The sequence below is a fragment of the Tardiphaga sp. 619_E2_N8_4 genome (assembly GCF_051810905.1).
In the GTDB taxonomy this organism is placed as follows: domain Bacteria; phylum Pseudomonadota; class Alphaproteobacteria; order Rhizobiales; family Xanthobacteraceae; genus Tardiphaga; species Tardiphaga robiniae.
Window position 1 is genome coordinate 4,646,548 of record NZ_JBPWQJ010000001.1, and the last position, 22,708, is coordinate 4,669,255.

25 protein-coding genes and 1 tRNA gene are annotated in these 22,708 nt (G+C 62.2%); 10 read left to right on the forward strand and 16 right to left on the reverse strand.

Annotated elements, in window-relative coordinates:
* The first annotated feature begins 158 nt into the window (after positions 1-158).
* The 3 genes from AB8A23_RS22360 (at position 159) to AB8A23_RS22370 (ending at position 4,276) form a co-directional block, all read left to right on the forward strand.
* Positions 159-1,292, forward strand: coding sequence for a glycosyltransferase family 4 protein (locus AB8A23_RS22360; RefSeq protein WP_439058193.1), 1,134 nt, complete (start codon positions 159-161; stop codon positions 1,290-1,292).
* A gap of 108 nt (positions 1,293-1,400) precedes the next feature.
* On the forward strand, positions 1,401-2,939 hold the full coding sequence (locus AB8A23_RS22365; protein ID WP_439058192.1) for an undecaprenyl-phosphate glucose phosphotransferase: 1,539 nt from the start codon (positions 1,401-1,403) through the stop codon (positions 2,937-2,939).
* 68 nt (positions 2,940-3,007) lie between these two features.
* On the forward strand, positions 3,008-4,276 hold the full coding sequence (locus tag AB8A23_RS22370; protein WP_439058191.1) for an O-antigen ligase family protein: 1,269 nt from the start codon (positions 3,008-3,010) through the stop codon (positions 4,274-4,276).
* Between the two features lie 64 nt (positions 4,277-4,340).
* Here AB8A23_RS22370 and AB8A23_RS22375 read toward each other — a convergent pair whose 3' ends face one another.
* Entirely contained in the window at positions 4,341-4,586 is a 246-nt protein-coding gene (locus AB8A23_RS22375) for a hypothetical protein (RefSeq protein WP_089264595.1), read from the reverse strand.
* Positions 4,587-4,771: 185 nt separating this feature from the next.
* Between AB8A23_RS22375 and AB8A23_RS22380 the strand changes: the two genes are divergently transcribed.
* Complete coding sequence (locus AB8A23_RS22380) at positions 4,772-4,942, forward strand: hypothetical protein (RefSeq protein WP_439066027.1); 171 nt, start codon at positions 4,772-4,774, stop codon at positions 4,940-4,942.
* Between the two features lie 346 nt (positions 4,943-5,288).
* Positions 5,289-5,570: a hypothetical protein gene (locus AB8A23_RS22385; protein WP_184516113.1), complete on the forward strand. Its 282-nt coding sequence runs from the start codon at positions 5,289-5,291 to the stop codon at positions 5,568-5,570.
* Positions 5,571-5,695: 125 nt separating this feature from the next.
* Here the strand turns inward: AB8A23_RS22385 and AB8A23_RS22390 are convergent, their stop codons facing one another.
* The 8 genes from AB8A23_RS22390 to AB8A23_RS22425 form a co-directional block, all read right to left on the reverse strand.
* Positions 5,696-5,833: a hypothetical protein gene (locus AB8A23_RS22390; protein WP_165826964.1), complete on the reverse strand. Its 138-nt coding sequence runs from the start codon at positions 5,831-5,833 to the stop codon at positions 5,696-5,698.
* A gap of 452 nt (positions 5,834-6,285) precedes the next feature.
* Positions 6,286-6,363: transfer RNA gene (locus AB8A23_RS22395), tRNA-Pro, on the reverse strand.
* 80 nt (positions 6,364-6,443) lie between these two features.
* The gene (locus tag AB8A23_RS22400) at positions 6,444-7,259 is read right to left on the reverse strand and encodes a MerR family transcriptional regulator (RefSeq protein ID WP_439058189.1); all 816 of its coding nucleotides are present in this window, start codon (positions 7,257-7,259) and stop codon (positions 6,444-6,446) included.
* A gap of 96 nt (positions 7,260-7,355) precedes the next feature.
* Positions 7,356-7,691 (reverse strand): integration host factor subunit alpha, encoded by a 336-nt coding sequence (locus AB8A23_RS22405; RefSeq protein WP_068730933.1) that lies wholly within the window; start codon positions 7,689-7,691, stop codon positions 7,356-7,358.
* Positions 7,692-7,836: 145 nt separating this feature from the next.
* A complete protein-coding gene (locus AB8A23_RS22410) occupies positions 7,837-8,814 on the reverse strand; it encodes a beta-ketoacyl-ACP synthase III (protein WP_068730934.1) in 978 nt (325 codons plus the stop codon).
* Complete coding sequence (gene plsX, locus AB8A23_RS22415; RefSeq protein ID WP_120290180.1) at positions 8,811-9,872, reverse strand: phosphate acyltransferase PlsX; 1,062 nt, start codon at positions 9,870-9,872, stop codon at positions 8,811-8,813. Before plsX ends, AB8A23_RS22410 begins: the two co-directional genes overlap by 4 nt.
* A gap of 201 nt (positions 9,873-10,073) precedes the next feature.
* Positions 10,074-10,664, reverse strand: coding sequence for a YceD family protein (locus tag AB8A23_RS22420; RefSeq protein ID WP_184516105.1), 591 nt, complete (start codon positions 10,662-10,664; stop codon positions 10,074-10,076).
* Complete coding sequence (locus AB8A23_RS22425) at positions 10,661-11,203, reverse strand: ubiquinol-cytochrome C chaperone family protein (RefSeq protein WP_120290182.1); 543 nt, start codon at positions 11,201-11,203, stop codon at positions 10,661-10,663. Before AB8A23_RS22425 ends, AB8A23_RS22420 begins: the two co-directional genes overlap by 4 nt.
* Positions 11,204-11,343: 140 nt before the next feature.
* Here AB8A23_RS22425 and AB8A23_RS22430 point away from each other — a divergent pair, with 140 nt between their 5' ends.
* Together AB8A23_RS22430 and AB8A23_RS22435 are read left to right on the forward strand one after the other, a co-directional pair.
* The gene (locus tag AB8A23_RS22430; protein WP_170849688.1) at positions 11,344-11,814 is read left to right on the forward strand and encodes an outer membrane protein assembly factor BamE; all 471 of its coding nucleotides are present in this window, start codon (positions 11,344-11,346) and stop codon (positions 11,812-11,814) included.
* A 157-nt stretch (positions 11,815-11,971) separates the two neighbouring features.
* Positions 11,972-12,976, forward strand: coding sequence for a Bug family tripartite tricarboxylate transporter substrate binding protein (locus AB8A23_RS22435; RefSeq protein ID WP_120290184.1), 1,005 nt, complete (start codon positions 11,972-11,974; stop codon positions 12,974-12,976).
* A 74-nt stretch (positions 12,977-13,050) separates the two neighbouring features.
* On the opposite strand, the gene AB8A23_RS22440 is transcribed toward AB8A23_RS22435, so the two are convergent.
* The 5 genes from AB8A23_RS22440 to AB8A23_RS22460 all read right to left on the reverse strand — a co-directional run bounded on the left by AB8A23_RS22440 (position 13,051) and on the right by AB8A23_RS22460 (position 16,731).
* On the reverse strand, positions 13,051-13,293 hold the full coding sequence (locus AB8A23_RS22440) for a DUF2171 domain-containing protein (RefSeq protein WP_089264607.1): 243 nt from the start codon (positions 13,291-13,293) through the stop codon (positions 13,051-13,053).
* A gap of 50 nt (positions 13,294-13,343) precedes the next feature.
* Complete coding sequence (locus AB8A23_RS22445; RefSeq protein ID WP_210210679.1) at positions 13,344-13,601, reverse strand: hypothetical protein; 258 nt, start codon at positions 13,599-13,601, stop codon at positions 13,344-13,346.
* Positions 13,602-13,772: 171 nt separating this feature from the next.
* Positions 13,773-13,928, reverse strand: coding sequence for a hypothetical protein (locus AB8A23_RS22450; RefSeq protein WP_184516099.1), 156 nt, complete (start codon positions 13,926-13,928; stop codon positions 13,773-13,775).
* 88 nt (positions 13,929-14,016) lie between these two features.
* The gene (locus tag AB8A23_RS22455; RefSeq protein WP_439058188.1) at positions 14,017-14,847 is read right to left on the reverse strand and encodes an arylamine N-acetyltransferase family protein; all 831 of its coding nucleotides are present in this window, start codon (positions 14,845-14,847) and stop codon (positions 14,017-14,019) included.
* 1,083 nt (positions 14,848-15,930) lie between these two features.
* Positions 15,931-16,731 carry a hypothetical protein gene (locus AB8A23_RS22460; protein WP_175366045.1) on the reverse strand — a complete coding sequence of 267 codons (801 nt, stop codon included), beginning with the start codon at positions 16,729-16,731 and terminating at the stop codon, positions 15,931-15,933.
* Positions 16,732-16,889: 158 nt separating this feature from the next.
* Between AB8A23_RS22460 and AB8A23_RS22465 the strand changes: the two genes are divergently transcribed.
* The 3 genes from AB8A23_RS22465 to AB8A23_RS22475 all read left to right on the forward strand — a co-directional run bounded on the left by AB8A23_RS22465 (position 16,890) and on the right by AB8A23_RS22475 (position 20,386).
* Positions 16,890-17,372, forward strand: coding sequence for a YaiI/YqxD family protein (locus AB8A23_RS22465; protein ID WP_175366046.1), 483 nt, complete (start codon positions 16,890-16,892; stop codon positions 17,370-17,372).
* 9 nt (positions 17,373-17,381) lie between these two features.
* Entirely contained in the window at positions 17,382-19,193 is a 1,812-nt protein-coding gene (locus tag AB8A23_RS22470; protein WP_175366047.1) for an ABC-F family ATP-binding cassette domain-containing protein, read from the forward strand.
* Between the two features lie 113 nt (positions 19,194-19,306).
* Positions 19,307-20,386, forward strand: coding sequence for a D-TA family PLP-dependent enzyme (locus tag AB8A23_RS22475; protein ID WP_309944171.1), 1,080 nt, complete (start codon positions 19,307-19,309; stop codon positions 20,384-20,386).
* Positions 20,387-20,513: 127 nt separating this feature from the next.
* Here the strand turns inward: AB8A23_RS22475 and AB8A23_RS22480 are convergent, their stop codons facing one another.
* Positions 20,514-21,698, reverse strand: coding sequence for an NAD(P)/FAD-dependent oxidoreductase (locus AB8A23_RS22480; protein WP_439060477.1), 1,185 nt, complete (start codon positions 21,696-21,698; stop codon positions 20,514-20,516).
* Positions 21,699-21,782: 84 nt separating this feature from the next.
* Positions 21,783-22,700 (reverse strand): SDR family NAD(P)-dependent oxidoreductase, encoded by a 918-nt coding sequence (locus AB8A23_RS22485; protein WP_231080845.1) that lies wholly within the window; start codon positions 22,698-22,700, stop codon positions 21,783-21,785.
* Between the last annotated feature and the right edge of the window lie 8 nt (positions 22,701-22,708).

Here is a 22,708-nt window from a genome sequence, read left to right on the forward strand (position 1 = left end):
ATTGGCAGGCTGATACCGGGACGTTGCAGCGGAAGCCTGAATCCACACGGTTTTTTAACGACGAAGGCTCTTATTGGATTCAATTGCTTCAGGGATTTTCCGATGTGCGTTCCAGCTCCCGGCGACGCCCTCCTCGTCAGCGAATGCCGATTCTGATCATGAGCGCACCTTCGGACACGCCGCTTCGCATCCTGCACGCTGTCCGCGCGCCGGTCGGCGGCATCTTTCGCCACATCATCGATGTCGCCAACGGCCAGGCCGATCGCGGCCATGAAGTCGGCATCGTCGCCGACAGTCTGACCGGCGGCGACCGCGCCCGCGATGCACTGGCCGAGATCGCACCGCGCCTGAAACTGGGCACCTATCGCCTGCCGATCCACCGCGAGCCACATCCGGGCGACGTGCTGGTCTGGATGCAGTTCATGCGCCTCGTCAGCCGGCTGAAGCCCGACGTGCTGCACGGCCACGGCGCCAAGGCCGGCGCCTTCGTGCGCCTGAAGGCAAAGTCGAGCAACGTCATCCGCATCTACACGCCGCATGGCGGTTCGCTGCATTATCCGCAAAATACGGCGAAAGGCGCCTTCTACAGCCGCCTCGAACGCGCCCTGATGAACCGCACCGAGCTGTTCCTGTTCGAGAGCGCCTTCGCCCGCGACACCTATCAACGCATGATCGGCACGCCGTCAGGCCTCGTGAAATGCGTGTTCAACGGCGTGACATCGGGCGAATTCGACCCCGTCGAGCCCGCCGATGACGCCACCGATGTCTGCTATGTCGGCGAGTTCCGCCGCATCAAGGGCGCGGATCTGCTGGTCGATGCCGTGGCGCGCCTGCGTGCGGACGGACAACCCGTCACCCTGACGCTTGGCGGCGACGGCGAAGAGACCAACGCATTGAAGGCGCAGATAACGCGCCTCGGTCTCACCGACGCCGTACGCTTCATCGGCCATGTCAAACCGCGTTACGGGTTTTCGAAGGGACGCCTGCTGGTGGTTCCATCGCGCGGCGACTCGATGCCCTATGTCGTGATCGAGGCCGCCGCCGCGGGCATTCCGATGATCGCCGCCAATGTCGGCGGCATTCCGGAAATCTTCGGATCGCACACATCCGCCTTGTTCCAGTCGAACAATGTCGACGCCATGGCCGCGGCGATCAAAACTGCTCTCGATGACATCGTCGCTGCGCGCGCCCGTGCACAATTGCTCCGTGAGCGTATCGCGGAACATTTCTCGCAGGACGCGATGGTCGAGGGCGTCATCGAAGGCTATCGCAGCGCATTTGCGAAACGTTAACTCTCCTTAACCTGTAACCAAATCTTCCGATTTGTCCGGTAATTCTCACGAAAAGCGGTAGGCTTGACGTGCGACATCGCATGCCAGCGCAACAACGGACATTTCACCTTGGACCCGATCAACGCACGTTCAATGATCGACGCGGCCGCGACGGACGCGCCCGGCGAACGCCGGTTCGAACGTCGCCGCAGACTGACGCCCGCGGCACTCGCCGTCGCCGATCAGAAGGTGCGCGCCGCCTATTCTCCGGTCGTGATCACCGGCGTCGTGCGCGTCGTCGATTTCCTGATGCTCAGCATCATCGGCATTGCGCTCAACCTGCTCTATGTCGCGCCAGAAGCTGGCTTCAGATGGGAATACTTCGCTGCGATCGTCGCGATGGCGGCGGCTGCCGTGGTGTGTTTCCAATCTGCCGATATCTATCAGGTGCAGGTCTTCCGCGGCCACATCAAGCAGCTCACGCGCATGATGTCGGCATGGGCCTTCGTGTTCCTGCTGTTCATCGGCGTCTCGTTCTTCGCCAAGGTCGGCGGCGCGGTGTCGCGTGTCTGGCTGTCCTCGTTCTTCTTCGTCGGTCTCGTCGCCCTGATCGCCGAACGCGCGGTTGTGCGTGCGCTGATCAAACGCTGGGCGCATCAGGGACGGCTCGACCGCCGCACCATCATCGTCGGCGCCGATTCCAATGGCGAGACGCTGATCAGGGACCTCAATGCCCAGGAAGATTCCGACATCCAGATCCTCGGTGTGTTCGACGACCGTAACGACAAGCGCTCGATGGACACGATCTCCGGCGCGCCGAAGCTCGGCAAGGTCGATGACATCATCGAATTCGCACGGCGCACCCGCGTCGATCTCGTGCTGTTCGCGCTGCCGATCTCGGCCGAGACGCGCATTCTGGAAATGCTGAAGAAGCTGTGGGTGCTGCCGGTGGATATCCGCCTCTCGGCGCATACCAACAAGCTGCGCTTCCGCCCGCGCTCCTACTCCTATTTGGGCAAGGTGCCGACCCTCGACGTGTTCGAGGCGCCGATCACCGACTGGGATCTGGTGATGAAGTGGCTGTTCGACCATATCGTCGGCGGCCTGATCCTGCTCGCTGCATTGCCCTTCATGGCGCTGGTGGCCATCGCCATCAAGCTCGACAGCCCCGGCCCGGTGCTGTTCCGGCAGAAGCGCTTCGGCTTCAACAACGAGCGCATCGACGTGTTCAAGTTCCGCTCGCTCTATCACGACCAGGCCGACCCGCTGGCCAAGACCGTCGTGACAAAGGGCGACAAGCGCGTCACGCGCGTCGGCCGCTTCATCCGCAAATCCTCCATCGACGAATTGCCGCAGCTGTTCAATGTGGTGTTCAAGAACAACCTGTCGCTGGTCGGCCCCCGCCCCCACGCCGTTCAGCAGAGGGTGCAGAGCCAGCTGCTGGACGAGGCCGTCGACGGCTATTTCGCTCGCCACCGCGTCAAGCCCGGCATCACCGGCTGGGCGCAGGTCAATGGCTGGCGCGGCGAGGTCGACAGCGAGGAGAAACTGCAGAAGCGCGTCGAGTTCGACCTCTATTACATCGAGAACTGGTCTGTGCTGTTCGACGTCTACATCATGCTGAAAACGCCGGTTTCAATGCTGACGAAGAACGAGAACGCGTATTGAGGCAGGCCTCAGCCTCAGCCTGTGCCTTACACCACTCGTCAACCCTGCCTGCGTAGAGTGATGCCACGATGAGCACTCACGCCACTGCCGATCATTACATCGCCTCGCGCGCGGCGCCTCCCGCCGTGGTGACGCTGCAGCGCGCACTGCTGTGGGCGATGGGCTTTGGCGGCGCCATCGTCTTCATCGAGCCGAGCCCCTTCGAGATTGCCACGCTCACGGCGATGGTGGTGTTCTTCGCGTCGGGCCTGCGCATGCGGCTGGTGTTCATGCCGCTGCTGCTCATGCTGTTCCTGGTCAATCTCGGCTACACGATCTGCGCGGCCTATCTGCTCGACAAGGCGCCGATCGTGAACTGGATCCTGACCTCCTGGTACATGGCCATCATGGCGATCTTCGTCGCACTGGTGATGTCCGAGGACACGCTGACGCGCATCGATCTGTTGCGCCGCGGCCTGATCGTCGGCGCACTGGTGGCATCGCTGGCCGGCATCCTGGGCTATCTGCATCTGATCCCCGGCGCGGAGATGTTCACGCTCTACGGCCGCGCCGCCGGCACCTTCAAGGATCCCAACGTGCTGGGTGCGTTTCTGGTCCTGCCGGCGCTGTTCTGCCTGCAGAGCGTCGTCAGCGACGGTTTCAGCCGCTCGCTTCGCAGCGCCATTGCACTCGGCATCATTGCGCTCGCCGTCCTGCTCGCCTTCTCCCGCGCCGCCTGGGGCCTGCTGGCGATCACCGCGGCCTTCATGCTGATGCTGATGGTGCTGACCAGCCAGTCCAACAAACAGCGCTCGCGCATCGTCATCATGGCGCTGGCGGCCGTCGCCGTCGTGGCGCTGGTGATCGTGATCCTGCTGCAGTTCGACTTCATCGCCGACATGTTCAAGCAGCGCGCCTCGTTCGATCAGAAATATGACGAAGGCCGCTTCGGTCGTTTCGGCCGGCATGTGCTGGGCGCGCAGATGGCGCTCGATCTGCCCTTCGGAATCGGCCCGCTGCAATTCACGCGCTTCTTTCCGGAAGACACCCACAACTCCTATCTCAACGCCTTCATGTCCGGCGGCTGGATCTCCGGCGTGTGCTATCCCGCGCTGGTGTTCATCACCGCCTTGCTCGGCTTCCGCTACATCTTCGTGCGCGTGCCATGGCAGCGCGCTTATCTCGCGGTGTTCGCAGCCTATCTCGGCACGGTCGGCGAGGCCTTCATCATCGACACCGACCACTGGCGCCACTTCTGGATGATGCTCGGCATCATGTGGGGCATGTTCGTCGCCACGCAGCAATATATGGCCACGGCGCAATTGCGTGCGGCGTCCGGACAGCCAGGCAGCGTCTGACAAGCTCACAAACGAAAACAGCCCCGCTTGCGCGAGGCTGCCTCGTTAAGCCGACCGATTGCTGTTAGCGAACGATCACAGTCTTGGTGCGCGAACCGCGGCGATCCCAGCCGTGATGGCGGTGCCCGTAGTCGCGGCGCACATAGGCGCGGCTCTGGCGATAGCCATGGCCGCGATGATAGCCACGATCCTGATGGTGATAACCACCGCCGCCGATCTGCACATTGATGCCCTGCGCAGACGCGGGGCCTGCAGGTGCTGCGACATAGAGAACGGCCGCAGCCGCCAGCAAAGCCAGTTTCTTGATCATGACAATTTATTCCTTCCTTTAAAAGTATCGCGGGACAAGCCATTACCGCCCGGAAGGTTCCGCACGAAATGAAGCACATCGACAAAGGACCCGCGCATGTTCGAGCCGTGCCAGATTCTCTTGTGATTTGCGATGGACATCCATCATCAGAGGGAACACGCGAGGAACTGAGCCGTTCTCTTCGCATGACACAGCGAGCAAAGAACCGCGCCTTCGATAAACAGCCGAAGCCCGATCAGAAAATTCCGCCGGCCGGCCCGCACGACAAGCCGGAACTGACCGACGAGAACAAGACGCCCGGCAGCGGCGTCTTGCCTGACAAGGATCACAAGGAAGTCGAAGGCCCGACGGGATGACCGCGATCGGTCATCATGTCGTCACGCATCGACGTTAGACATTTATTAACCTTCTCGACTCACTGTGGAGTCAAGGAAGCGCAGACCGGATGTACGTCTGCGTTTGATGGCTCGGAGTTCGCTCCGGGCCATTATCTTTTCTGGACCCACCATGAGCTGCGAGATGATCGACGCTGCACGCGCATCTCGCTTTCGGTTGCAACGCGTAAAGCGGAACGCCGCTCGCTGATTGAGCGATATTATTCGTTCCCCCATCGCGGCAAAATTTGTGGTCGATATGCCATGAATTGGAACTGAACCTTCAAAACACCGACACGTTGACTTCTCGATACGAAGGAGAAGCAGCATGAAGAAGACAGCACTTATTCTTGCCACCGTCGCTGCCGTCGGCGCGGCGTCGATCGCATCGAAACCCGCAGAGGCCCGTGGCGGCCGCGGTGCCGCGATCGGACTCGGCATCGCAGCCGGCGCATTAGCGGCCGGTGCCTATGGCGCTTACGGCCCCGGTTACGGATATGGTTATGGTCCGCGCCATTACGGCCCGCGTTATGCCTATGGTCCGCGCTACGGTTACGGTGACGGCTACTATGGCGGTCCCCGCTATTATCGCAGCTACGGCTACTACTAACCGCACCTAGCTGAATCGAAAAAGGCCCGGAGCATTGCTCCGGGCCTTTTTTCGTCACCATGCAGCACTCGCGCGCATCGCTGCTGCGTTGTCACACTCCGCAAGTGCTTTCGTTACGCAGTGGCCTAGATACCAAACAGCCAAACAGCCGTGATGGTCGCCACCACCGCTAACCCGCTGATGGTCCAACCACCGTAGTAGCCGATATCATCGTCATGCCGGATCTCCGACGGGCCATCTGCGGTATGCCAGTGACTTGCCATGCGAGCCTCCTGTTTTCAGGATAATCGGCCCGATGACCAAGAGTTCCATTGGCGCAAAAAAGACATGTCGGCGCCACCTGCTTGGCCCGCCCTTCCAAAAGCGACAGAGAGATTCGTCGCCACCGGCATCTGTGGCCAAAGGGTCACGACGGCAAGGATTCATTAAGGAGTGCGGCTGGCGCAATTGACGGAACCCGGGACCGGGAGAAGTCTAATGTTTTCAGCGTAGAGTAGATATTATGTTAGAGATTATTGTCCTCGGCTTCCTTGCCTGTGCAGCAGCTTATGTCGGGCTTCTCTGGTTCGCCGGACGGAAAGACGACGTGATTCACGGTGATTTTGTCGAACCGAAATCGTAAGGCCTGCGTCGCGCGCGCTTGATCGAGGCCACCCTATTCAGGCGGCACCGCTCGCGTGCGAGACAACTAATATCTTGAAATGATTTGGAAAAATGGTCGGAGCGAGAGGATTCGAACCTCCGACCCCTAGTCTCCCAGACTAGTGCGCTAACCGGGCTGCGCTACGCTCCGATGGGGCATCGTGTAGCTTCGATCTGTCCGAGGCGCAAGAAGGCTGAGCGGATTGAAACGGATTGGTTGTGAAGCAGCCTCTAGCCGTCCTTCATCGCCGTATCGAGCGCCCGGCGCGCCGCCAGCAGCTCCTCGAGCACAGCTTCCAGCCGTTCGCGCTCCAGCCGGCGCTGCGGGTTCGGCCTTGGGCTCGCGACGGCAGCCGGTCTTGCGCTCTGCGTCGGAGCCGACATTGCCGGTTCGGGCCGCGCCGCAACAGGATTTGCCAATACGGGGTTTGCCCGCGACGGCGGCCGCTGCAGCTGTGGATCCACGCGCGGCGACGTCGATGTCATCGGAGGTTCGCGGCGGGCGGCGACGGGAGCGGCAGCAGCCTCCTCCTCGTCTTCTTCCTCAGCCTCTTCGTCCTCGCCATCTTCGCCGTCGTCTTCGTCGCCCTCTTCTTCTTCCTCGTCCTCGGCGCCTTCGGCGTCAGCCTCGTCTTCGGCCTCTTCCTCGATCTCCTCGTCGCGTTCAGCCTCGTCCTCGGCCTCTTCTTCCTCGTGATCCTCTTCGATCACGGGACGCTTCGCCTGGACGCGCGGCGCGATGGCGGCAGACGTCGGCGCGAAGCTCGGCGCAGCGTGGCCATCGACCAGCCCCTGCACCGACTTGATGCCGTTCTCTTTCAGGATTCGTTGCACGCCGCGGATGGTATAACCTTCGCCGTAGAGCAACCGGCGGATGCCGCGCAGCAGATCGACATCGTCCGGACGATAGTATCGCCGGCCGCCGGATCGCTTCATCGGTTTGATTTGAGTGAACCGCGTTTCCCAGAACCGCAGAACATGCTGCGGTATATCGAGATCGTCAGCGACCTCGCTTATGGTTCGAAACGCATCCGGCGCTTTGTCCAAGTGCAGGATCCCTGTGGTTCGCCCTGTGGTTCACCAAAAGCGTTTTCAAGCGAAGTGGCTACCGGTTCGCGTGAAGAAAACGCGTCAAAACAAACGCTAGTCGTCGTGATCTTTACCGTTGCCAACTGCGGTACTGTCGCCGTTGATCCGCTGTTTCAGGATCGCCGACGGCTTGAATACCATCACTCGCCGCGGCGAGATCGGTACTTCTGTGCCCGTCTTCGGATTGCGGCCGATGCGCTCGCCTTTTTTGCGCACCATGAAGGAGCCGAACGAGGACAGCTTCACTGTCTCGCCCTTCTCCAGACAATCCGTAATTTCTTTCAAAACCAGTTCAACAAACGCGGACGACTCCGTGCGCGAGAGACCTACCTTTTGGTAGACCGCTTCGCACAGATCAACGCGTGTGACTGTTTTTCCCGTGCCCGTCATCGCCTGCCCCAACTACTCTCGGCGAACCAAATTCGCGTCAGAAATTAGGAGGTTAACGCGCTCCGGTCAACAGTCACCATCGATGCAAAGGCATGGAAAATCATGACAATTTGAGATGTTGTCGATCTGCATCATCACCGGCGCATCACCAGCGAATGAGTGCAGAGCCCCAGGTGAAGCCGCCGCCCATGGCTTCGAGCAAGACGAGGTCGCCCTTCTTGATGCGGCCGTCGTTGACCGCCACCGATAGTGCGAGCGGAATCGACGCCGCCGACGTGTTGCCGTGAAGGTCCACGGTCAGCACCACTTTTTGCGGTGCAATATGCAGTTTGTGCGCGGACGCATCGATAATGCGCTTGTTGGCCTGATGCGGCACAAACCAGTCGATGGTCTCGGCGCTGGCGCCGGTGGCTTTGAACGCATCGACGATCACGTCGGTGATCATGCCCACCGCATGTTTGAAGACCTCGCGGCCTTCCATGCGCAGGTAACCCACTGTCTGCGTCGAGGACGGGCCGCCATCGACGAACAGCTTTTCCTTGTGCCGGCCGTCCGAGCGCAGATGCGTGGTCAGCACGCCGCGATCGCTGGCTTCACCGGGCTGGGTCTGTGCTTCCAGCACCACTGCACCGGCACCATCGCCGAACAGCACGCAGGTTCCGCGATCGGTCCAGTCGAGAATGCGCGAGAAAGTCTCTGCGCCGATCACCAGCGCGCGCTTGCCGGCGCCGGTGCGCAACAGGCTGTCGGCGGTGGTCAATCCAAAGATAAAGCCGGAACACACCGCCTGCAGGTCGAACGCCGCGCCATGGGTAATACCGAGCGCGTTCTGCACCGCAACGGCCGTCGCCGGGAATGTATTGTCCGGGGTCGAGGTCGCCAGCACAATGAGATCGATGGACTGCGCATCGACGCCGGCATTGGCCAGCGCCGCCTGCGCGGCCTTGATCGCCAGATGCGAGGTGAACTCGCCGTCCGCAGCGATGTGGCGCTGCTTGATACCGGTGCGCTGGACGATCCACTCGTCCGATGTGTCGACCTTGGATGCCAGTTCGGCATTGGTCAGGATCCGCTCCGGCAGGTAAGAGCCGCAGCCGAGCACGACCGAACGTATCGCAGTCACGAGACAGCCTCCTGCGCAGCCGGGCTCGCAGGGAGCGCTTGGCCGTCGCGGTTGAGCATTTGATTGATCTTGGTGAGAAGGTCGTAGCGGACCATGTCGTAACCGACATCCACCGCATAGGCGAAACCGTCGGCATTGGTGCCACCGTGGCTCTTCACCACGATGCCGCGCAGGCCGAGAAACACCGCGCCGTTGGACTTGTTCGGATCGACCTTGTCGCGCACCGCCTTGAAGGCGTTCTTGGCGAACAGATAGCCGATACGCGAGCGCCAGGTGCGGGCCATGGCATTGCGCAGATATTCGGCAAACTGCCGCGCGGTGCCCTCAGCCGCCTTGAGCGCGATATTGCCGCTGAAACCTTCGGTGACGATCACGTCGGCATCGCCGCGGCCGATGCCGTCGCCCTCGACGAAACCGATGAATTCGAGCTGCGGCAGATTGGCGGTGCGCAGCAGTTCGGCGGCATCGCGGATTTCGTCGCCGCCCTTGATTTCCTCGACGCCGATATTGAGCAGGCCGACCGTCGGCCGGGCCAGATCGAACAGCGCGCTGGCCATGGCGCTGCCCATGACAGCGAGAGTCTTCAGGTGGTTGGCGTCGCCGCCGATGGTGGCGCCGAGATCGAGCACGACGGAATCGCCGCGCGTGGTCGGCCAGATCGCGGCCAGGCCGGGACGCTCGATACCGTCGAGCATGCGCAGGCAAAAGCGCGCCATCGCCATCAGCGCGCCGGTATTGCCGGCGGAGATCGCGACATCGGCCTCGTCCTTCTTCACCGCCTCGATCGCCAGCCACATCGACGAGACCTTGCGGCCACGGCGCAGCGCCTGGCTCGGCTTGTCATGCATGCTGACGGCAACGTCGGTATGGATCACCTTCGATACGGCCTTCAGTGCCGGATGATTGGCGAGTTCTTTCTCGATCAGCGCGCTGTCACCGAACAGCAGGAACTCGCTGTCGGGATGCCGGGTCAACGAAATCGCGGCGCCGGGAATGACCACCGATGCGCCGATGTCGCCACCCATGGCGTCTAGCGCGATGCGAACCTTTTTCGGCATGGACGTTCCGGAAACCTGTCTCTTGCGACCTGTGACGCTCGTGGCCGCGGACGAAGTCTGCCGCATTTGGCAGCAGACGGCGAAGTTATGGCATTAACCCGATTTCGGCCGGGGACAATAGCGTTTCCGTGACCCGATACAACATCTTGACCGGGCGTTTTTGTCCCGCCAGCCGCACGGGGCGTGGAATCGGACCCGGTCTCAGCCCTTCCCGGGCTTTTTGGATTTCGGCGTTTCAGGGGCGGTTTTCAGCGCTTTCAGAGCCGCAAACGGATGCTCTTCCGGGTCCGGAACCTCCACCAGCGGCTCGAACACGGCATCCGGCTTACGGGGATACGGGTCCAGCCCCAGAAACAGCGCGTCGGTCGCCAGTTTGCCGAGGTCGATGAAGCCGTTTTCGATCGGCTCCGGCGGATCCGGGGTCTCCTCGTCGCTCTCAACGTCCTCGTCCACCGATTCGGCGAGTTCGCGAATCTGCGATGGCGGCGCGAAAATCACGTCGATCTCTTCCTCGAAATCGGCAGCCAGCGGGTCCAGCGTCACCACGCAGGTCTGCTCGACCTTGCCCCAGATGCGACCGGTCACATGCACCGTACCGCCCTTCACGGGGCTCAGCAGGAGTTCGCCTTTCACGGCGCCCACGCTGACGAGGCCGCCGAGTTCAGCGATCCGCTTGCGCTCCTCGGGCGTGGCCTCGATGTCGCGCGCCAGCCCCGTTTCCGGGATCTGGATCACGGCGATGGGCACGCTCCAGGGCGGCGTGAGATCCACGGTGCGGTCGGGTTTGTTCATGTCGTTACCAAGGTCTCCGCAGGCGACGGGAAATGCCACGCGCCTGATGTCAGTGTCGTTGTATCCAGCGTGCCCAGGCGGGCATTCGCCGCTTCGACGTAGACAGCGAGACGCCGGGCGTTCTCGATGTCCATGCCATAATAGATATTCTTCGACAGCGCCGCCGCCAGAGGCTCCCTGCCTGCGCCAAGCGCTGCGTCATAGGCGCCTGTCCGGCCGTAAAACGCATCGCCGAACTCCCGCATTTTCTTCGGCACCTTCATATCGCTGGTGCCGAGTTCGCGCAGGTTATCGTCCATATCGCCGCAGAACCTGTCGAAAAGTCCCTGCGACAACTCATCCTTGGGACTCATCCGGCGCAGCACCAGCCACAGGTGCAGCAGCAACATATCGAAACGCCCGTTTACCGTATCCGGTGCTCCCAAGTCCCGATAAAACAAGGGTTCTCGCGCCTGCGCCACGATCATGCCATAGATGGCTTCAATGGTGCCGCGCAACGGCGCCGGGGGCTTTCTGAAGTGACTGAACGGCCAGACCATCTTGGGTTCCTCAGGCGGGCCCCTCGGGCACGCGCATGTTGCATTCAGAGGTTCTGCCCGGTACGTCAACGCCTTCCGGGATGCAAGTCTTTCGGAAGCAAGGCCTTCCCGAGAATCAAGAGGATGGGACCCCCTCCGCTATGACAATTTCGACCTCCATCAGCGCGAAGGCGCGGCTGACACGTGGCTGGCGCGGCATGCGCGCCGTACTCGCGGTCGCGGCCCTCTGCGTCACGCTGGGCGCCTGCGCCGAGCAATTCCAGAAGGGCTACATCCTGCCCCCCGGCGCGCTGGAGCAAATCCCGATCGGCGCCAGCCAGGATCAGGTCCTGATCGTGATGGGCACGCCCTCCACCGTCGCCACGCTATCAGGCGAAGTGTTCTATTACATCTCGCAGCGCGCCGAACGCGCCGTCGCGTTCATGCCGCAGAAGGTAACCGACCAGCGTGTCATCGCGATCTATTTCGACAAGAACCGCAAGGTGATCCGGCTCGCCAATTACGGCCTGCAGGACGGCAAGATCTTCGACTTCATCAGCCGCACCACGCCGACCTCCGGTCAGGAAATGAGCTACCTCACGCCACTGTTCAAGCTGATCAGCTTCCGCTAGGCGGAACTATCAAATCGCCGAATTGCAAAAGCCCCGCAGCACACGCTGCGGGGCTTTTCTTTACGCTGTGGCCAAGGTCGGCTTGCCCGCCACCATCTGCCTCACTACGATTTCAGCAAGATCAAAAACCAAAACGACACCATCGAGGGAAGAAGCTATGACCAATCTGGTTACCCGTCGCCGTGTACTCACCGGTGCGGCCGCGATCACCAGCGCCGCGATCCTGCCGCGCGCCAGCCTCGGCGCCGGCGAATGGAAGCCCACCGAAACCGTCCGCGTCATCGTGCCCGCCGCAGCCGGCGGCTCCACCGACGTAATGGGCCGCATGCTGGCCGCGCATCTGCAGCCGGTCTGGGGCCAGTCGGTCGTCGTCGAAAACCGCTCGGGCGGCGGTGGCACCATCGGCACCGCCGAAGTCGCGCGCCTCAAGGGCGATGGCCACACCATCCTGGTTGGCAATCCCGGCCCCAACGCCATCGCCTACAGCATCTTCAAGAACCTGACCTACAAGAGCGATCAGTTGCAGGCGGTCTCCAACATGATCAAGATTCCGAACATCGTCTGCGCGCATCCGAGCGTGCCGATCAAGACGATCCCGGAGCTGATCGCCTATATCAAGGCCAATCCGGACAAGCTGAACTATGGTTCGTCGGGCGTCGGCCAGAGCCCGCATCTCACCGGCGCGTGGTGGCTGCAGCTCACCGGCTTGAAGATGCAGCACGTGCCGTTCCGCGGTGCGGGCCCTGCGCTGCAGGCCGCGCTCGCCGGCGACATCCAGATCCTGTTCGACAATCTCTATCCGTCACTGCCCCAGGTGCTCGACGGCAAGCTCACCGGCCTCGCCGTCACCACGCAGCAGCGCAATGCCCAGTGCCCGAACGTTCCGGCGATGCGCGAGACCGCGCCCGAGCTGGAGAAGTTCGACGTCGCGTCGTGGTTCGGCGTGTTCTATCCGAAGAGCACACCGACCGAAGCCGTGACCTCGCTCAATGAGCAGATCAAGGTTCTGCTCGGCACGGATGCGACCAAGAAGACCATCGCAGCCATGGGCGCCGTGTCGGACTACGGCACCCCTCAGCAATTCCAGACCTTCGTCGAGGCCGAGACGGCCAAGTTCAAGACCATCATCGACAAGGAAGGCCTGCAGATGGAGGTGAAGTGAGGCGCGCCTCACCTCGCTCCATCTAAGTGATCTGAACGAAAACCCCGCGGCTCACACCGCGGGGTTTTTCCGTCTTACTTCTCTTCTTCCATGGCAAAGGCGACGTCGCCATTGGCCGAGAGCCGCACCTTGTCACCCTCAACCTCGGCGACCAGACCGCCATCGATAAAGTGATGGTGACCCTTGTGGCTGCCCTCGCCGCTATCCTTCTTGGTCAGCTTGATGCGGTTGCCCTCGACCTTGTCGACCGTTCCGACATGGACGCCGTCGGCGCCGATGACTTCCATATGTTCTTTGATCTTGCTGAGCGCGCTCATGTCGTATCCTCTGATGTGGGAAATACTGAACGTGCGGCTGGGCAATAGGTTCAATTCGGGCCGCGGCCGGCCGATAGATAAGCAACAGACACGTCATCGACCGTCGTTTCGTTCCGAAAAACCCGATCGGTCTTCGGAAGATCGACTTCGAGCGCTCTTTCTCCGACCCACCGGATCGCCAGCGCGTGCTGTCCGCCGATAGACAGAAACGACGGATAACGCCTCGGCGAGAAACTCTGCCCCTTAGGCACCAGACTGACCTGCGTGTTGAACGGCGTTGTTGCACCGCATTCGCGCTCGAAAATCACGGCAGTCCTAGTCGCATCCGGGGACGGCACCGCGCGCTTGATCGTCGTGGCGCAAGCAATTCCGGAATATTCAAGAATGTCATCACGAAAGAAAGCTCCGCCGACAACCAGCGCTGCAATGACGGCGACGGGAGCGATCCACTTTCTCACTGTTGTGCGGCTCGCCCGATCCTACCCACCCTTGTTCATCTTCTTGATCTTGGCGTCCTGCGCCTCGATCGCCAGTGTCAATTCCATGATCGCCTTGGACAAAAGCTCGGTGGCCTCCTTCTGGTCCTGCGACTTGGCGGCGCGCAGCGCGTAGTTCTTGGCGGATGACAGCGACATTTGACGGTCCTCGTGATGATCCCGAGGGCGAATTAGCCGAAGGCGTCATTCGCTGCAATCGGGTCGAAATGGAGAGATTACGCAGCAGTCAACGGCGCTCCGCATTTGCGCTGATGACCGCGAAAATCTCGTCGGCGGATGCCGGCGGCGTGACGCCGAAGGTCTCATCGAGAACCTGCTGCAATTCCGCAGCGCTGCCGAGCACGCGTTCAGACACCGGTTCGCCGTCGCGTCCCTCCGTGATCAGGTGGCGATTGACGAGTTTATAACGCCGGCCGTTGCTGACGCGCTCCATCACCAGCGTCGAGGTGAAGGGCACGAAGGGACTGGTCGATGTGTACCAGTTGCCGAGCTCGTAATCCGACGGCAGTTGCGGCGCGAGGTCAAACACGTACATCGTCCGCCAGCTGTCCGCCCGCTTCGCGCTCAGCGACAACAGGCCATCTGCTTCGATCAGCCGATAGGTCCCCATCGCCGTTTGCTGCTCGGTCCCCGCGAGGAGCCGCAGAGGTGCATCGAGGACGCAGGCCCCAAAGCCGGTATCGGCAAGATAGGGTCCGTCCGGAAGATCGACCTTCAGGAGCATGTGCGTCCTGGGGCCAAGCGGACTGTCCGGAGGCGCATTCCAACGCACCCGGGCGCCGAGGCCAGTGACCTTGAAGCCGATTGTCTCGAGCGCGGCCCGCAGCATCGCGTTCAGCTCATAGCAATAGCCACCACGTCGGCCATCGATGAGTTTCTGCTGCAATGACGCCATGTCCAACTTGACCGGCAGATGGAGAAACGGATTGAGACCCTCGAAAGGCAGCGCATTGATGTGAGCGACATGAATGGCCGTCAGTGTCGCCAGATCCGGCGCAACCGATCCGTCAAAGCCGATCCGCGCGAGATAGCGATCCAGCCGAAAAACATCCGTCATCATTTCTGCCTCTTCATCATCTCGCTCTGACATAGCCCATCCGACAGCAGCGGGCGACAACGTACCGCCCAAGCTGTCATTCCGGGGCAGGACGGACCGCGCAGCGGGCCGGACTGAGCCCGGAATCTCGAAGTGTTTTGCGCTGTCGGAGACTCCCATGTCGAGATTCCGGGTTCGCGTGCGCGAAGGTGCGCCCGCGCTCAGGCAAACCAATTGGTTTGCCGGGGAATGACAGTGTGGGGCGGGAAGACAGCGCCTAAACATTTTTTCCTAATTCCCGTTGACAACATCCCCATCAGGTTTATATTCCCCAACGTCCTGCCCCACCGAGAGGGGCGATCGCGATCGTCACGTTCGCGGGGTGGGATGCGGTGGACGCCGGAGATGCGGCGTCACGCGGTTTGGGGGTGACGTCTGTCTTCGGGCAGGACGGATCTGCGCCAGCACTGCCACTGGCAAGGAGACGGCCGACCTTCGGATGGACACCCCCCTGGACAGTGTGACGGACGACCAAGTCAAAACGCGTTCGGCCCAGTCGCTTGAGGCTCCCTTCCCATCGCCCTGGGACATTAATTTTGGTGATGGGACCGTTCGCCATGGCAGATGTGCAAGCAACCGAAAAAACACCGCAGGCGGAACGTCGGGCACTTGCCTGACGCCTCCGAAAGTCCTGATGCACTCTCAATTGCGGAAGACCGCATTCGCATCAGGCCCAAGGGTGCAACGGGCACCCGGCGTTCCGCACGCCCTCTCACAGGGGCAGGGAATGCAAGCAACGACGGCGCCCCCGCGCCGCAAACAATGGGGGCGATGACGCATGTCTGAAGCGCAGTGGCTGTTTGACATTCACATCCGCAACGACGCACAGGCGTCAGAGGCATCCCTCCCTCAAGCAGCGAAGCTGCGCAGTGGGGAGGGTCGGCCGATAGGCCGGGGTGGGGTCTCTCCCCACGTGAGAGCGGCGCCTGTTGCGCGACCCCACCCGTCACGTCGCTCGCAAGTGCTCGCAACGTGCCACCCTCCCCACTGCGCGGCTTCGCCGCTTGGGGGAGGGAAAAGGAAGAGCACCGCTGCTCTACAACATCAAGCCGCCACGACCTCGCGCGGCTGAGTGATCGCAATATGCTGGCAATGCGCCACGGGTGTCGTGCCGTTGGCCACGATGATAGCATCGAGCTCGACGAACCGATGCCCCTTCTTCTCATAATTAGCGGTCACCTTCGCCCGCGCGATCAACTCGTCATCGGTATTCGCGGTCGCCAACAACTGCATCCTGCTGCCGACGTGAATCCACGGCCCGAGCAGCGCATTGTCCACCAGCACCTTGTTCATGATCCGCTGCAGCACGCCGGGATGCACGATGCCCTCGCGCAAATACCGATCGTCGGCCTCGCGCACCTCACCCAGATATTCGGCAAGTCCATCCTCCGGCCAGACCCGCGGCGCGGTCCCGAGCCACTTGTCCAACGCGTAGGAATTGGCATCCACTGGCAGCCGCTTCGACACAGCCGCCGTATCCGGGAATTCATCCAGCGACGGCACCACCGGGAAGGCCGTCAGCGATGCGGTCCCGGCCGCACGAATCTCGCCGCCACCCTCAACGCTCAGCGCGAGCCCCTCGTCGGCTTCCTCGGCGATCACCTCGACGGTCTCGCCGTCATAGACCGGCTTGATGAAACGGGCCTCGATCAGGCCACGCTCCAAAAAGTCCCGTCCCCAGTGCTGCACCGGCGGATGGATCATATAGGCCAGCACGTCGACCCCCGGCACCAACCCGCCGCTGAAGCCGAATTTCCGGGCGACAGAATCGTCATGCATCTTGTTTTCGGACTGTTTGGCGGTGTTAAACGCCTCAACACGGTACGGTTCGAGCCGTTTGGTCATGATTCCTCCCGAAAACTGCGCGAAATTGAGTGTTCGCCTTGGCAGGAGATGATACCCGTCACCATGTTCGAGGCAAGGCGACGGGCGGGGAACTGTCCCGCGTCAGCGCCACATCGCCCACCCGCAAATGACTGCCTTTTCGTGGAACTTGTGCTCCCTTGACCACACGCATCTATATCGACGCCGACGCCTGCCCGGTCAAAGACGAGATTTACCGCGTCGCCGCCCGCTTCAGCCTGCCCGTCAGCGTGGTCGCCGGAAACTTCATCCGGGTGCCCGACGATCCCCTGATCGAGCGGATTGCCGCAGGTTCGGGCATGGATGCGGCCGATGACTGGATTGCGGAACGCGTCCAGAAGGGCGATATCGTGATCACGGCAGACGTCCCGCTGGCCAGCCGCTGCGTCAAGGCGGGCGCCGCGGTAATTGCCCCTAACGGCAAGCCGTTCACAGAACAATCCATCGGGATGACGCTCGCGGTACGCAACCTGATGACCGATTTGCGGTCGTCAGGCGAAATCACCGGTGGTCCCAAATCATTCGCGCCGCGCGATCGCTCGGCGTTCCTGTCGGCCTTGGATCAAACCATCCGCCGCATCCAGCGCGACCCGGCCTTTGCGCCCGCGCCGAAACAAAGTTGAACTGACCTTATGGCTCCTCCGCTTATCCAGCTGAAAGACATCTTCCTGACCTTCGGCGGCACGCCGCTGCTCAACGGCGTCGAACTGTCGGTGTCGCAAGGCGAGCGCGTCTGCCTGATCGGCCGCAACGGCTCCGGCAAGTCGACGCTCCTCAAGATCGTGGCGGGGATCGTTGAAAACGACAAAGGCAGCCGCTTCGTGCAGCCCGGTGCCACCGTCCAGTATCTGCCGCAGGAGCCGGACTTCTCCGGCTATGCGACGACGCTCGCTTATGTCGAGGCCGGCATGGGCGACGGCCACAACATCTATCAGGCGCAGTATCTGCTCGAACAGCTCGGCCTCACCGGCCACGAGGATCCAAACAACCTCTCCGGCGGCGAAGCGCGCCGCACGGCGCTGGCCCGCGTGCTGGCGCCCGAGCCTGACATCCTGCTGCTCGACGAGCCCACCAACCATCTCGATCTCACGACGATCGAATGGCTGGAAGGCGAACTGGCCAGCCGCCGCTGCGCGCTGGTGCTGATTAGCCATGACCGTCGCTTCCTCAGCAACCTCTCACGTGCGACGGCCTGGCTCGATCGCGGCCAGATCCGCCAGATCGATCGCGGCTTCTCGGCCTTCGAACAATGGCGCGATGACGTGCTCGCGGAAGAAGAGCGCGACCAGCACAAGCTCGACCGCAAGATCGTCAATGAAGAACACTGGCTGCGTCACGGTGTCTCCGGCCGCCGCAAGCGCAACGTCAAGCGCCTCGCCGGCCTGCATGAACTGCGCGCACAGCGCCAGGACTATCGCGGCGCCGCGGGCAACGCGACGCTCGCCGCCGCCGAGGCCGAGAAGTCGGGCAAGCTGATTTTCGAGGCCAAGAACATCTGCCGCACCTATGGCGACCGCAAGATCGTCGACGATTTCTCGATCCGCGTGCAGCGTGGCGATCGCATCGGTGTGGTCGGTCCGAACGGTGCGGGCAAGACCACGATGATCAACATGCTGACCGGTACCGAGCCGCCGGATTCGGGCACCATCCGCTTCGGCGCCAATATCGAAATGGCGACGCTGGACCAGCATCGCGAAAGCCTCAACCCGAAGACCACGCTGGCGGAGGCCCTGACCGGCGGCCGCGGCGACCATGTGATGGTCAACGGCCAGCCCAAGCATGTGGTCAGCTACATGAAGGACTTCCTGTTCTCGCAGGAGCAGATGCGCACCCCGCTCGAAGTGTTGTCCGGCGGTGAACGCGGCCGATTGATGCTAGCGCGCGCGCTGGCGAAACCATCCAATGTGCTGGTGCTGGACGAACCGACCAACGACCTCGATCTCGAAACCCTCGACGTGCTGGAAGAAATGCTCGGCGACTACGAAGGCACAGTCATCCTGATCAGCCATGACCGCGACTTCCTCGATCGCGTCGTCACCTCGGTGATCGTGCCGGAGGGCAACGGCAAGTGGATGGAATATGCCGGCGGCTATACCGACATGCTGGCGCAGCGCGGCGCCGACCTGAAGCGCGAGGCCAAGACCGAAGCCGTGGCGGCCAAGAGCAACGGCAGCAAGTCGGACTCGTCCAAGCCTGCTGCGAAGCGCAAGCTGAACTTCAAGGACAAGCACGCGCTGGAAACCCTGCCGAAGGCGATGGACAACCTGCGCTCCGAAATCGCCAAGCAGCAGCGCCATCTCGACGATCCCAACCTCTACAAGAAGGATCGCAAGAAGTTCGACACCGCGACCGCTGCGCTGTCAAAGGCACAGAAGGAATTGCAGGATTCGGAAGAGCAATGGCTGGAGCTGGAGATGCTCCGCGAAGAAATCGAGAACGCGTAACTGTCAGTCGTCATTGCGAGCGAAGCGAAGCAATCCAGAGGCAACAAGCGAAGACTGGATTGCTTCGTCGCTTCGCTCCTCGCAATGACGGTGGAAATGCCGGAGACGACACAATGACCACCACACTCGCCGCCAAGATCGCCAACGAATACGGCACGCCTGCCCTCGTCATCGACATGGATCGCGTCGAGCGCAATATCGCGCGCATCCAGAAGGTCTGCGATGATGCCGGCATTGCCAATCGGCCGCATATCAAGACGCATAAGAGCCCGGTCATCGCGAAGATGCAGATCGCAGCTGGCGCGAAAGGCATCACCTGCCAGAAGCTTGGTGAGGCCGAGATCATGGCCGATGCCGGGATCGACGACATCCTGATCAGCTACAATCTGCTCGGCGACGAGAAGATGGCGCGGCTTGGCGCGCTGCAGGCCAAGGCGAACGTCACCGTGGCCGCTGACAATTCCGTCGTTATCGGCGACCTGCCGAAAGCCGCTGCGCTCTCCGGCCGCGACCTCAACGTCGTCGTCGAATGCGACACCGGCCGCAAGCGCGCCGGCGTCGAGACGCCCGCCGAAGCGATTGCGCTCGCCAAGGAGATCGCCGCCTCGAAAGGCCTCACCTTCGCAGGCTTCATGCTGTACCCAACGGAAACCGGCTGGCCCGACGCACAGAAATTCTACGATGAAGCATTGGCCGGCGTTCGCGCCCTCGGTCTGGAACCCACGATCGTCTCCACCGGCGGCACGCCGAATCTGAAGAATGTCGGCTCGCTCAAAGGCGCCACCGAACATCGCTTCGGCACCTATATCTACAACGACCGTATGCAGGTCGCCGCCGGCTCCGCGACCTGGGACGATTGCGCGCTGAATGTCTATTCGACCGTGGTCAGCCGCGCCGGCCCGGAACGCGGCATTCTCGATGCCGGCTCGAAGACGCTGACGCCCGACACCGGCGGCCTGGACGGCTACGGCCTGATCCTCGAACATCCCGAAGCCAAGATCGCGCGCTTCGCCGAGGAGCATGGTTTTCTCGACCTCGGGCGCAGCAACACCCGACCCAATGTCGGCGATGTCGTCCGCATCGTGCCGAACCACGTCTGCGTGGTCGTCAACATGTTCGACGAAGTGGTGATGGTGCGCGGTGACGAGATCATCGGCACGCTGCCGGTGGCGGCGCGGGGGAGGCTGCGCTGACGCGACAGCGCTTACACTCGGGACCTCATCCTGAGGAGGCGCCGCTTGGCGCCGTCTCGAAGGATGGACACACATTCATGGTTCGAGACGCGCGCAAGAGCGCGCTCCTCACCATGAGGTCGGCGTTCTATCGGGGCGAAAAAGCCAGCCACCTCAAAACGCCCTCGCCCGCTGCAGCGCCTGTCGCAAACGACGCCTGCAGCAGGTAACCGCCGGTCGGCGCTTCCCAATCGAGCATCTCGCCGGCGACGAATGTGCCCGGCATACGCTTCAGCATGAAGGCGTCATCGATCTCATCGAACGAGACGCCACCCGCCGTCGAAATAGCACGCGCGATCGGCGCGACGCCATTGAGCGTCACCGGCACGGCGTTGATCAAGGCAGCCAACTTCTCCGGCGGCAATGACGCCAGTTGAATGCCCTCTGGGACAGCGATTTCCTGCAGCAGCCCAATGGCCACCGGCGACAGATGGATCGCCTTGCGCAGGAAATTGGAGAACGACTGCTTGCCACGCGATGCTGCCAGCTTCGTGGTCAGCTCCTTCGCATCGAGGTCCGGTCTAAGAGCAACGCGCAGCGTCGCCTTGCCGTCCGCGATGACCGCTTCGCGCAACAGAGACGACAGCGCATAAATGCCACCGCCTTCGATACCGCCACGCGTGACCATCGCCTCGCCGCGCACGCTGTGTGCACCGAACGACAGCGCAACACCCTTCAGCGGCTGACCTTCGAAACGGTCCTTGAAGATCTCCGACCACGCGACCGTAAAACCGGAATTAGCCGGGCGCAGCGGTGCGATACTCACGCCCTTCGCAGCCAGCACACCGGCCCATGCGCCGTCCGAGCCAAGCCGAGGCCAGCTTGCACCGCCGAGCGCAAGAACCGCGCTCTTGCAGGCGATCGCCCTCGAGCCGTCCGGCGTTTGGAATATCAAACGCCCATCGCCGTCCCATCCTGTCCAGCGGTGACGAAAGGCAAACCGCACGCCGCTCTCGTCCAGCCGCCGCAGCCACGCGCGCAGCAATGGCGATGCCTTGAAGGCCTGCGGAAACACCCGGCCGCTGGAGCCGACAAAGGTCGGCTGCCCCAGCGCCTCGCTCCAGTCGCGTAAAGCGGCCGGCGTGAAAGCCGAGACGGACGGAGCAAGCCGCGCTTCCGCTGCGCCGTAGCGCTTGAGGAATTCCGGCAGCGGCTCACTATGAGTGAGATTGAGTCCGCCGCGTCCGGCCATCAGAAACTTGCGACCAGCCGATGGCATCGCGTCATAGACCGTGACGGCAGCGCCGCCACGGCTCAGAACCTCGGCCGCCATCAGCCCGGCAGGGCCGGCACCGATCACCGCAACTTGGTTCTTCACAGGCTCAGTCAAGGTCACACGATCCGGCGAAGCCGCCGATCAGGCCTTCACGCCCAAGCGAATGGCGGCCTGCTCGACATACTTCTGGGTCTGATGGAAAGCGCCTTCCAGCGCCTTGGCCTTGGACATATCACTAATGTCCGCGAAATGCGCGGCAATCGTATCCGGGCTCCAGTCAGCTTCGGCGAAATTGACACCTTCGCTTTCGAGAATCTTGATGACCGCGAAGGAGCCTGCGCCGGCGCCCATGATGGTCTTGGTCGGTGCATTCTCGCTCAGGAGATATTCGACCGCCGGCGTGATCGCTTCCGGCTTCATCAACTGCAGCGCCTGCGCTGGCAACAGTTCCTCGGTCATGCGCGTGGCTGCCGTGGGTGACACGATGTTGACGCGGATGTCAGTCTTGCGACCTTCCTCGGCGAGCACATTCATCAGGCCGACCATGCCGGTTTTGGCCGCGCCGTAATTGGCCTGACCGAAATTGCCATAGAGGCCGGACGACGAGGTGGTGAGCACGATACGCCCATAGTTGCGCGCGCGCATACCTTCCCACACGGCCTTGCAGCAATAGAAAGTACCGGTGAGATGCACGTCCAGCACCTTGGCGAAGTCGGCGAGCTCCATCTTGGCGAACGACTTGTCGCGGAGAATGCCGGCATTGGCGCACATCAGGTCGACGCTGCCCCACTCCTTGGTCGCCTTGTCGACCATCGCTTTGACCTGTTCGAAGTTCGAGACATCCGCGCCATCGGGCATCGCCGTGCCGCCGGCTGCGCGGATTTCCTCGACCACGGATTCCGCTGCCGTCAGCGAACCGCCGGTGCCATCGCGCGCGCCGCCGAAGTCGTTGACCACGACCTTGGCGCCGAGCTTCGCGAGGCCGAGCGCATGGGCGCGGCCCAGTCCATTGCCGGCGCCGGTAACGACGGCGACGCGGCCGTCAAATCGAATGGTCATGTAGCTTG

Bases quoted from the DNA above. Each gene is read 5' to 3' on its own strand.
- AB8A23_RS22420 (WP_184516105.1), bottom strand. From the start codon at position 10,664: ATGAACAAACCCGACCGCACCGTGGATCTCACGCCGCCCTGGAGCGTG.
- AB8A23_RS22440 (WP_089264607.1), bottom strand. From the start codon at position 13,293: ATGAGCGCGCTCAGCAAGATCAAAGAACATATGGAAGTCATCGGCGCC.
- AB8A23_RS22375 (WP_089264595.1), bottom strand. From the start codon at position 4,586: ATGATCAAGAAACTGGCTTTGCTGGCGGCTGCGGCCGTTCTCTATGTC.
- AB8A23_RS22435 (WP_120290184.1), top strand. From the start codon at position 11,972: ATGACCAATCTGGTTACCCGTCGCCGTGTACTCACCGGTGCGGCCGCG.
- AB8A23_RS22455 (WP_439058188.1), bottom strand. From the start codon at position 14,847: ATGACGGATGTTTTTCGGCTGGATCGCTATCTCGCGCGGATCGGCTTT.
- AB8A23_RS22385 (WP_184516113.1), top strand. From the start codon at position 5,289: ATGAAGAAGACAGCACTTATTCTTGCCACCGTCGCTGCCGTCGGCGCG.
- AB8A23_RS22380 (WP_439066027.1), top strand. From the start codon at position 4,772: ATGACACAGCGAGCAAAGAACCGCGCCTTCGATAAACAGCCGAAGCCC.
- AB8A23_RS22485 (WP_231080845.1), bottom strand. From the start codon at position 22,700: ATGACCATTCGATTTGACGGCCGCGTCGCCGTCGTTACCGGCGCCGGC.
- AB8A23_RS22460 (WP_175366045.1), bottom strand. From the start codon at position 16,731: ATGACCAAACGGCTCGAACCGTACCGTGTTGAGGCGTTTAACACCGCC.
- AB8A23_RS22405 (WP_068730933.1), bottom strand. From the start codon at position 7,691: ATGACGGGCACGGGAAAAACAGTCACACGCGTTGATCTGTGCGAAGCG.
- AB8A23_RS22470 (WP_175366047.1), top strand. From the start codon at position 17,382: ATGGCTCCTCCGCTTATCCAGCTGAAAGACATCTTCCTGACCTTCGGC.
- AB8A23_RS22370 (WP_439058191.1), top strand. From the start codon at position 3,008: ATGAGCACTCACGCCACTGCCGATCATTACATCGCCTCGCGCGCGGCG.
- AB8A23_RS22425 (WP_120290182.1), bottom strand. From the start codon at position 11,203: ATGGTCTGGCCGTTCAGTCACTTCAGAAAGCCCCCGGCGCCGTTGCGC.
- AB8A23_RS22475 (WP_309944171.1), top strand. From the start codon at position 19,307: ATGACCACCACACTCGCCGCCAAGATCGCCAACGAATACGGCACGCCT.
- AB8A23_RS22390 (WP_165826964.1), bottom strand. From the start codon at position 5,833: ATGGCAAGTCACTGGCATACCGCAGATGGCCCGTCGGAGATCCGGCAT.
- AB8A23_RS22480 (WP_439060477.1), bottom strand. From the start codon at position 21,698: ATGGCGGCCGAGGTTCTGAGCCGTGGCGGCGCTGCCGTCACGGTCTAT.
- plsX (WP_120290180.1), bottom strand. From the start codon at position 9,872: ATGCCGAAAAAGGTTCGCATCGCGCTAGACGCCATGGGTGGCGACATC.
- AB8A23_RS22450 (WP_184516099.1), bottom strand. From the start codon at position 13,928: ATGTCGCTGTCATCCGCCAAGAACTACGCGCTGCGCGCCGCCAAGTCG.
- AB8A23_RS22360 (WP_439058193.1), top strand. From the start codon at position 159: ATGAGCGCACCTTCGGACACGCCGCTTCGCATCCTGCACGCTGTCCGC.
- AB8A23_RS22430 (WP_170849688.1), top strand. From the start codon at position 11,344: ATGACAATTTCGACCTCCATCAGCGCGAAGGCGCGGCTGACACGTGGC.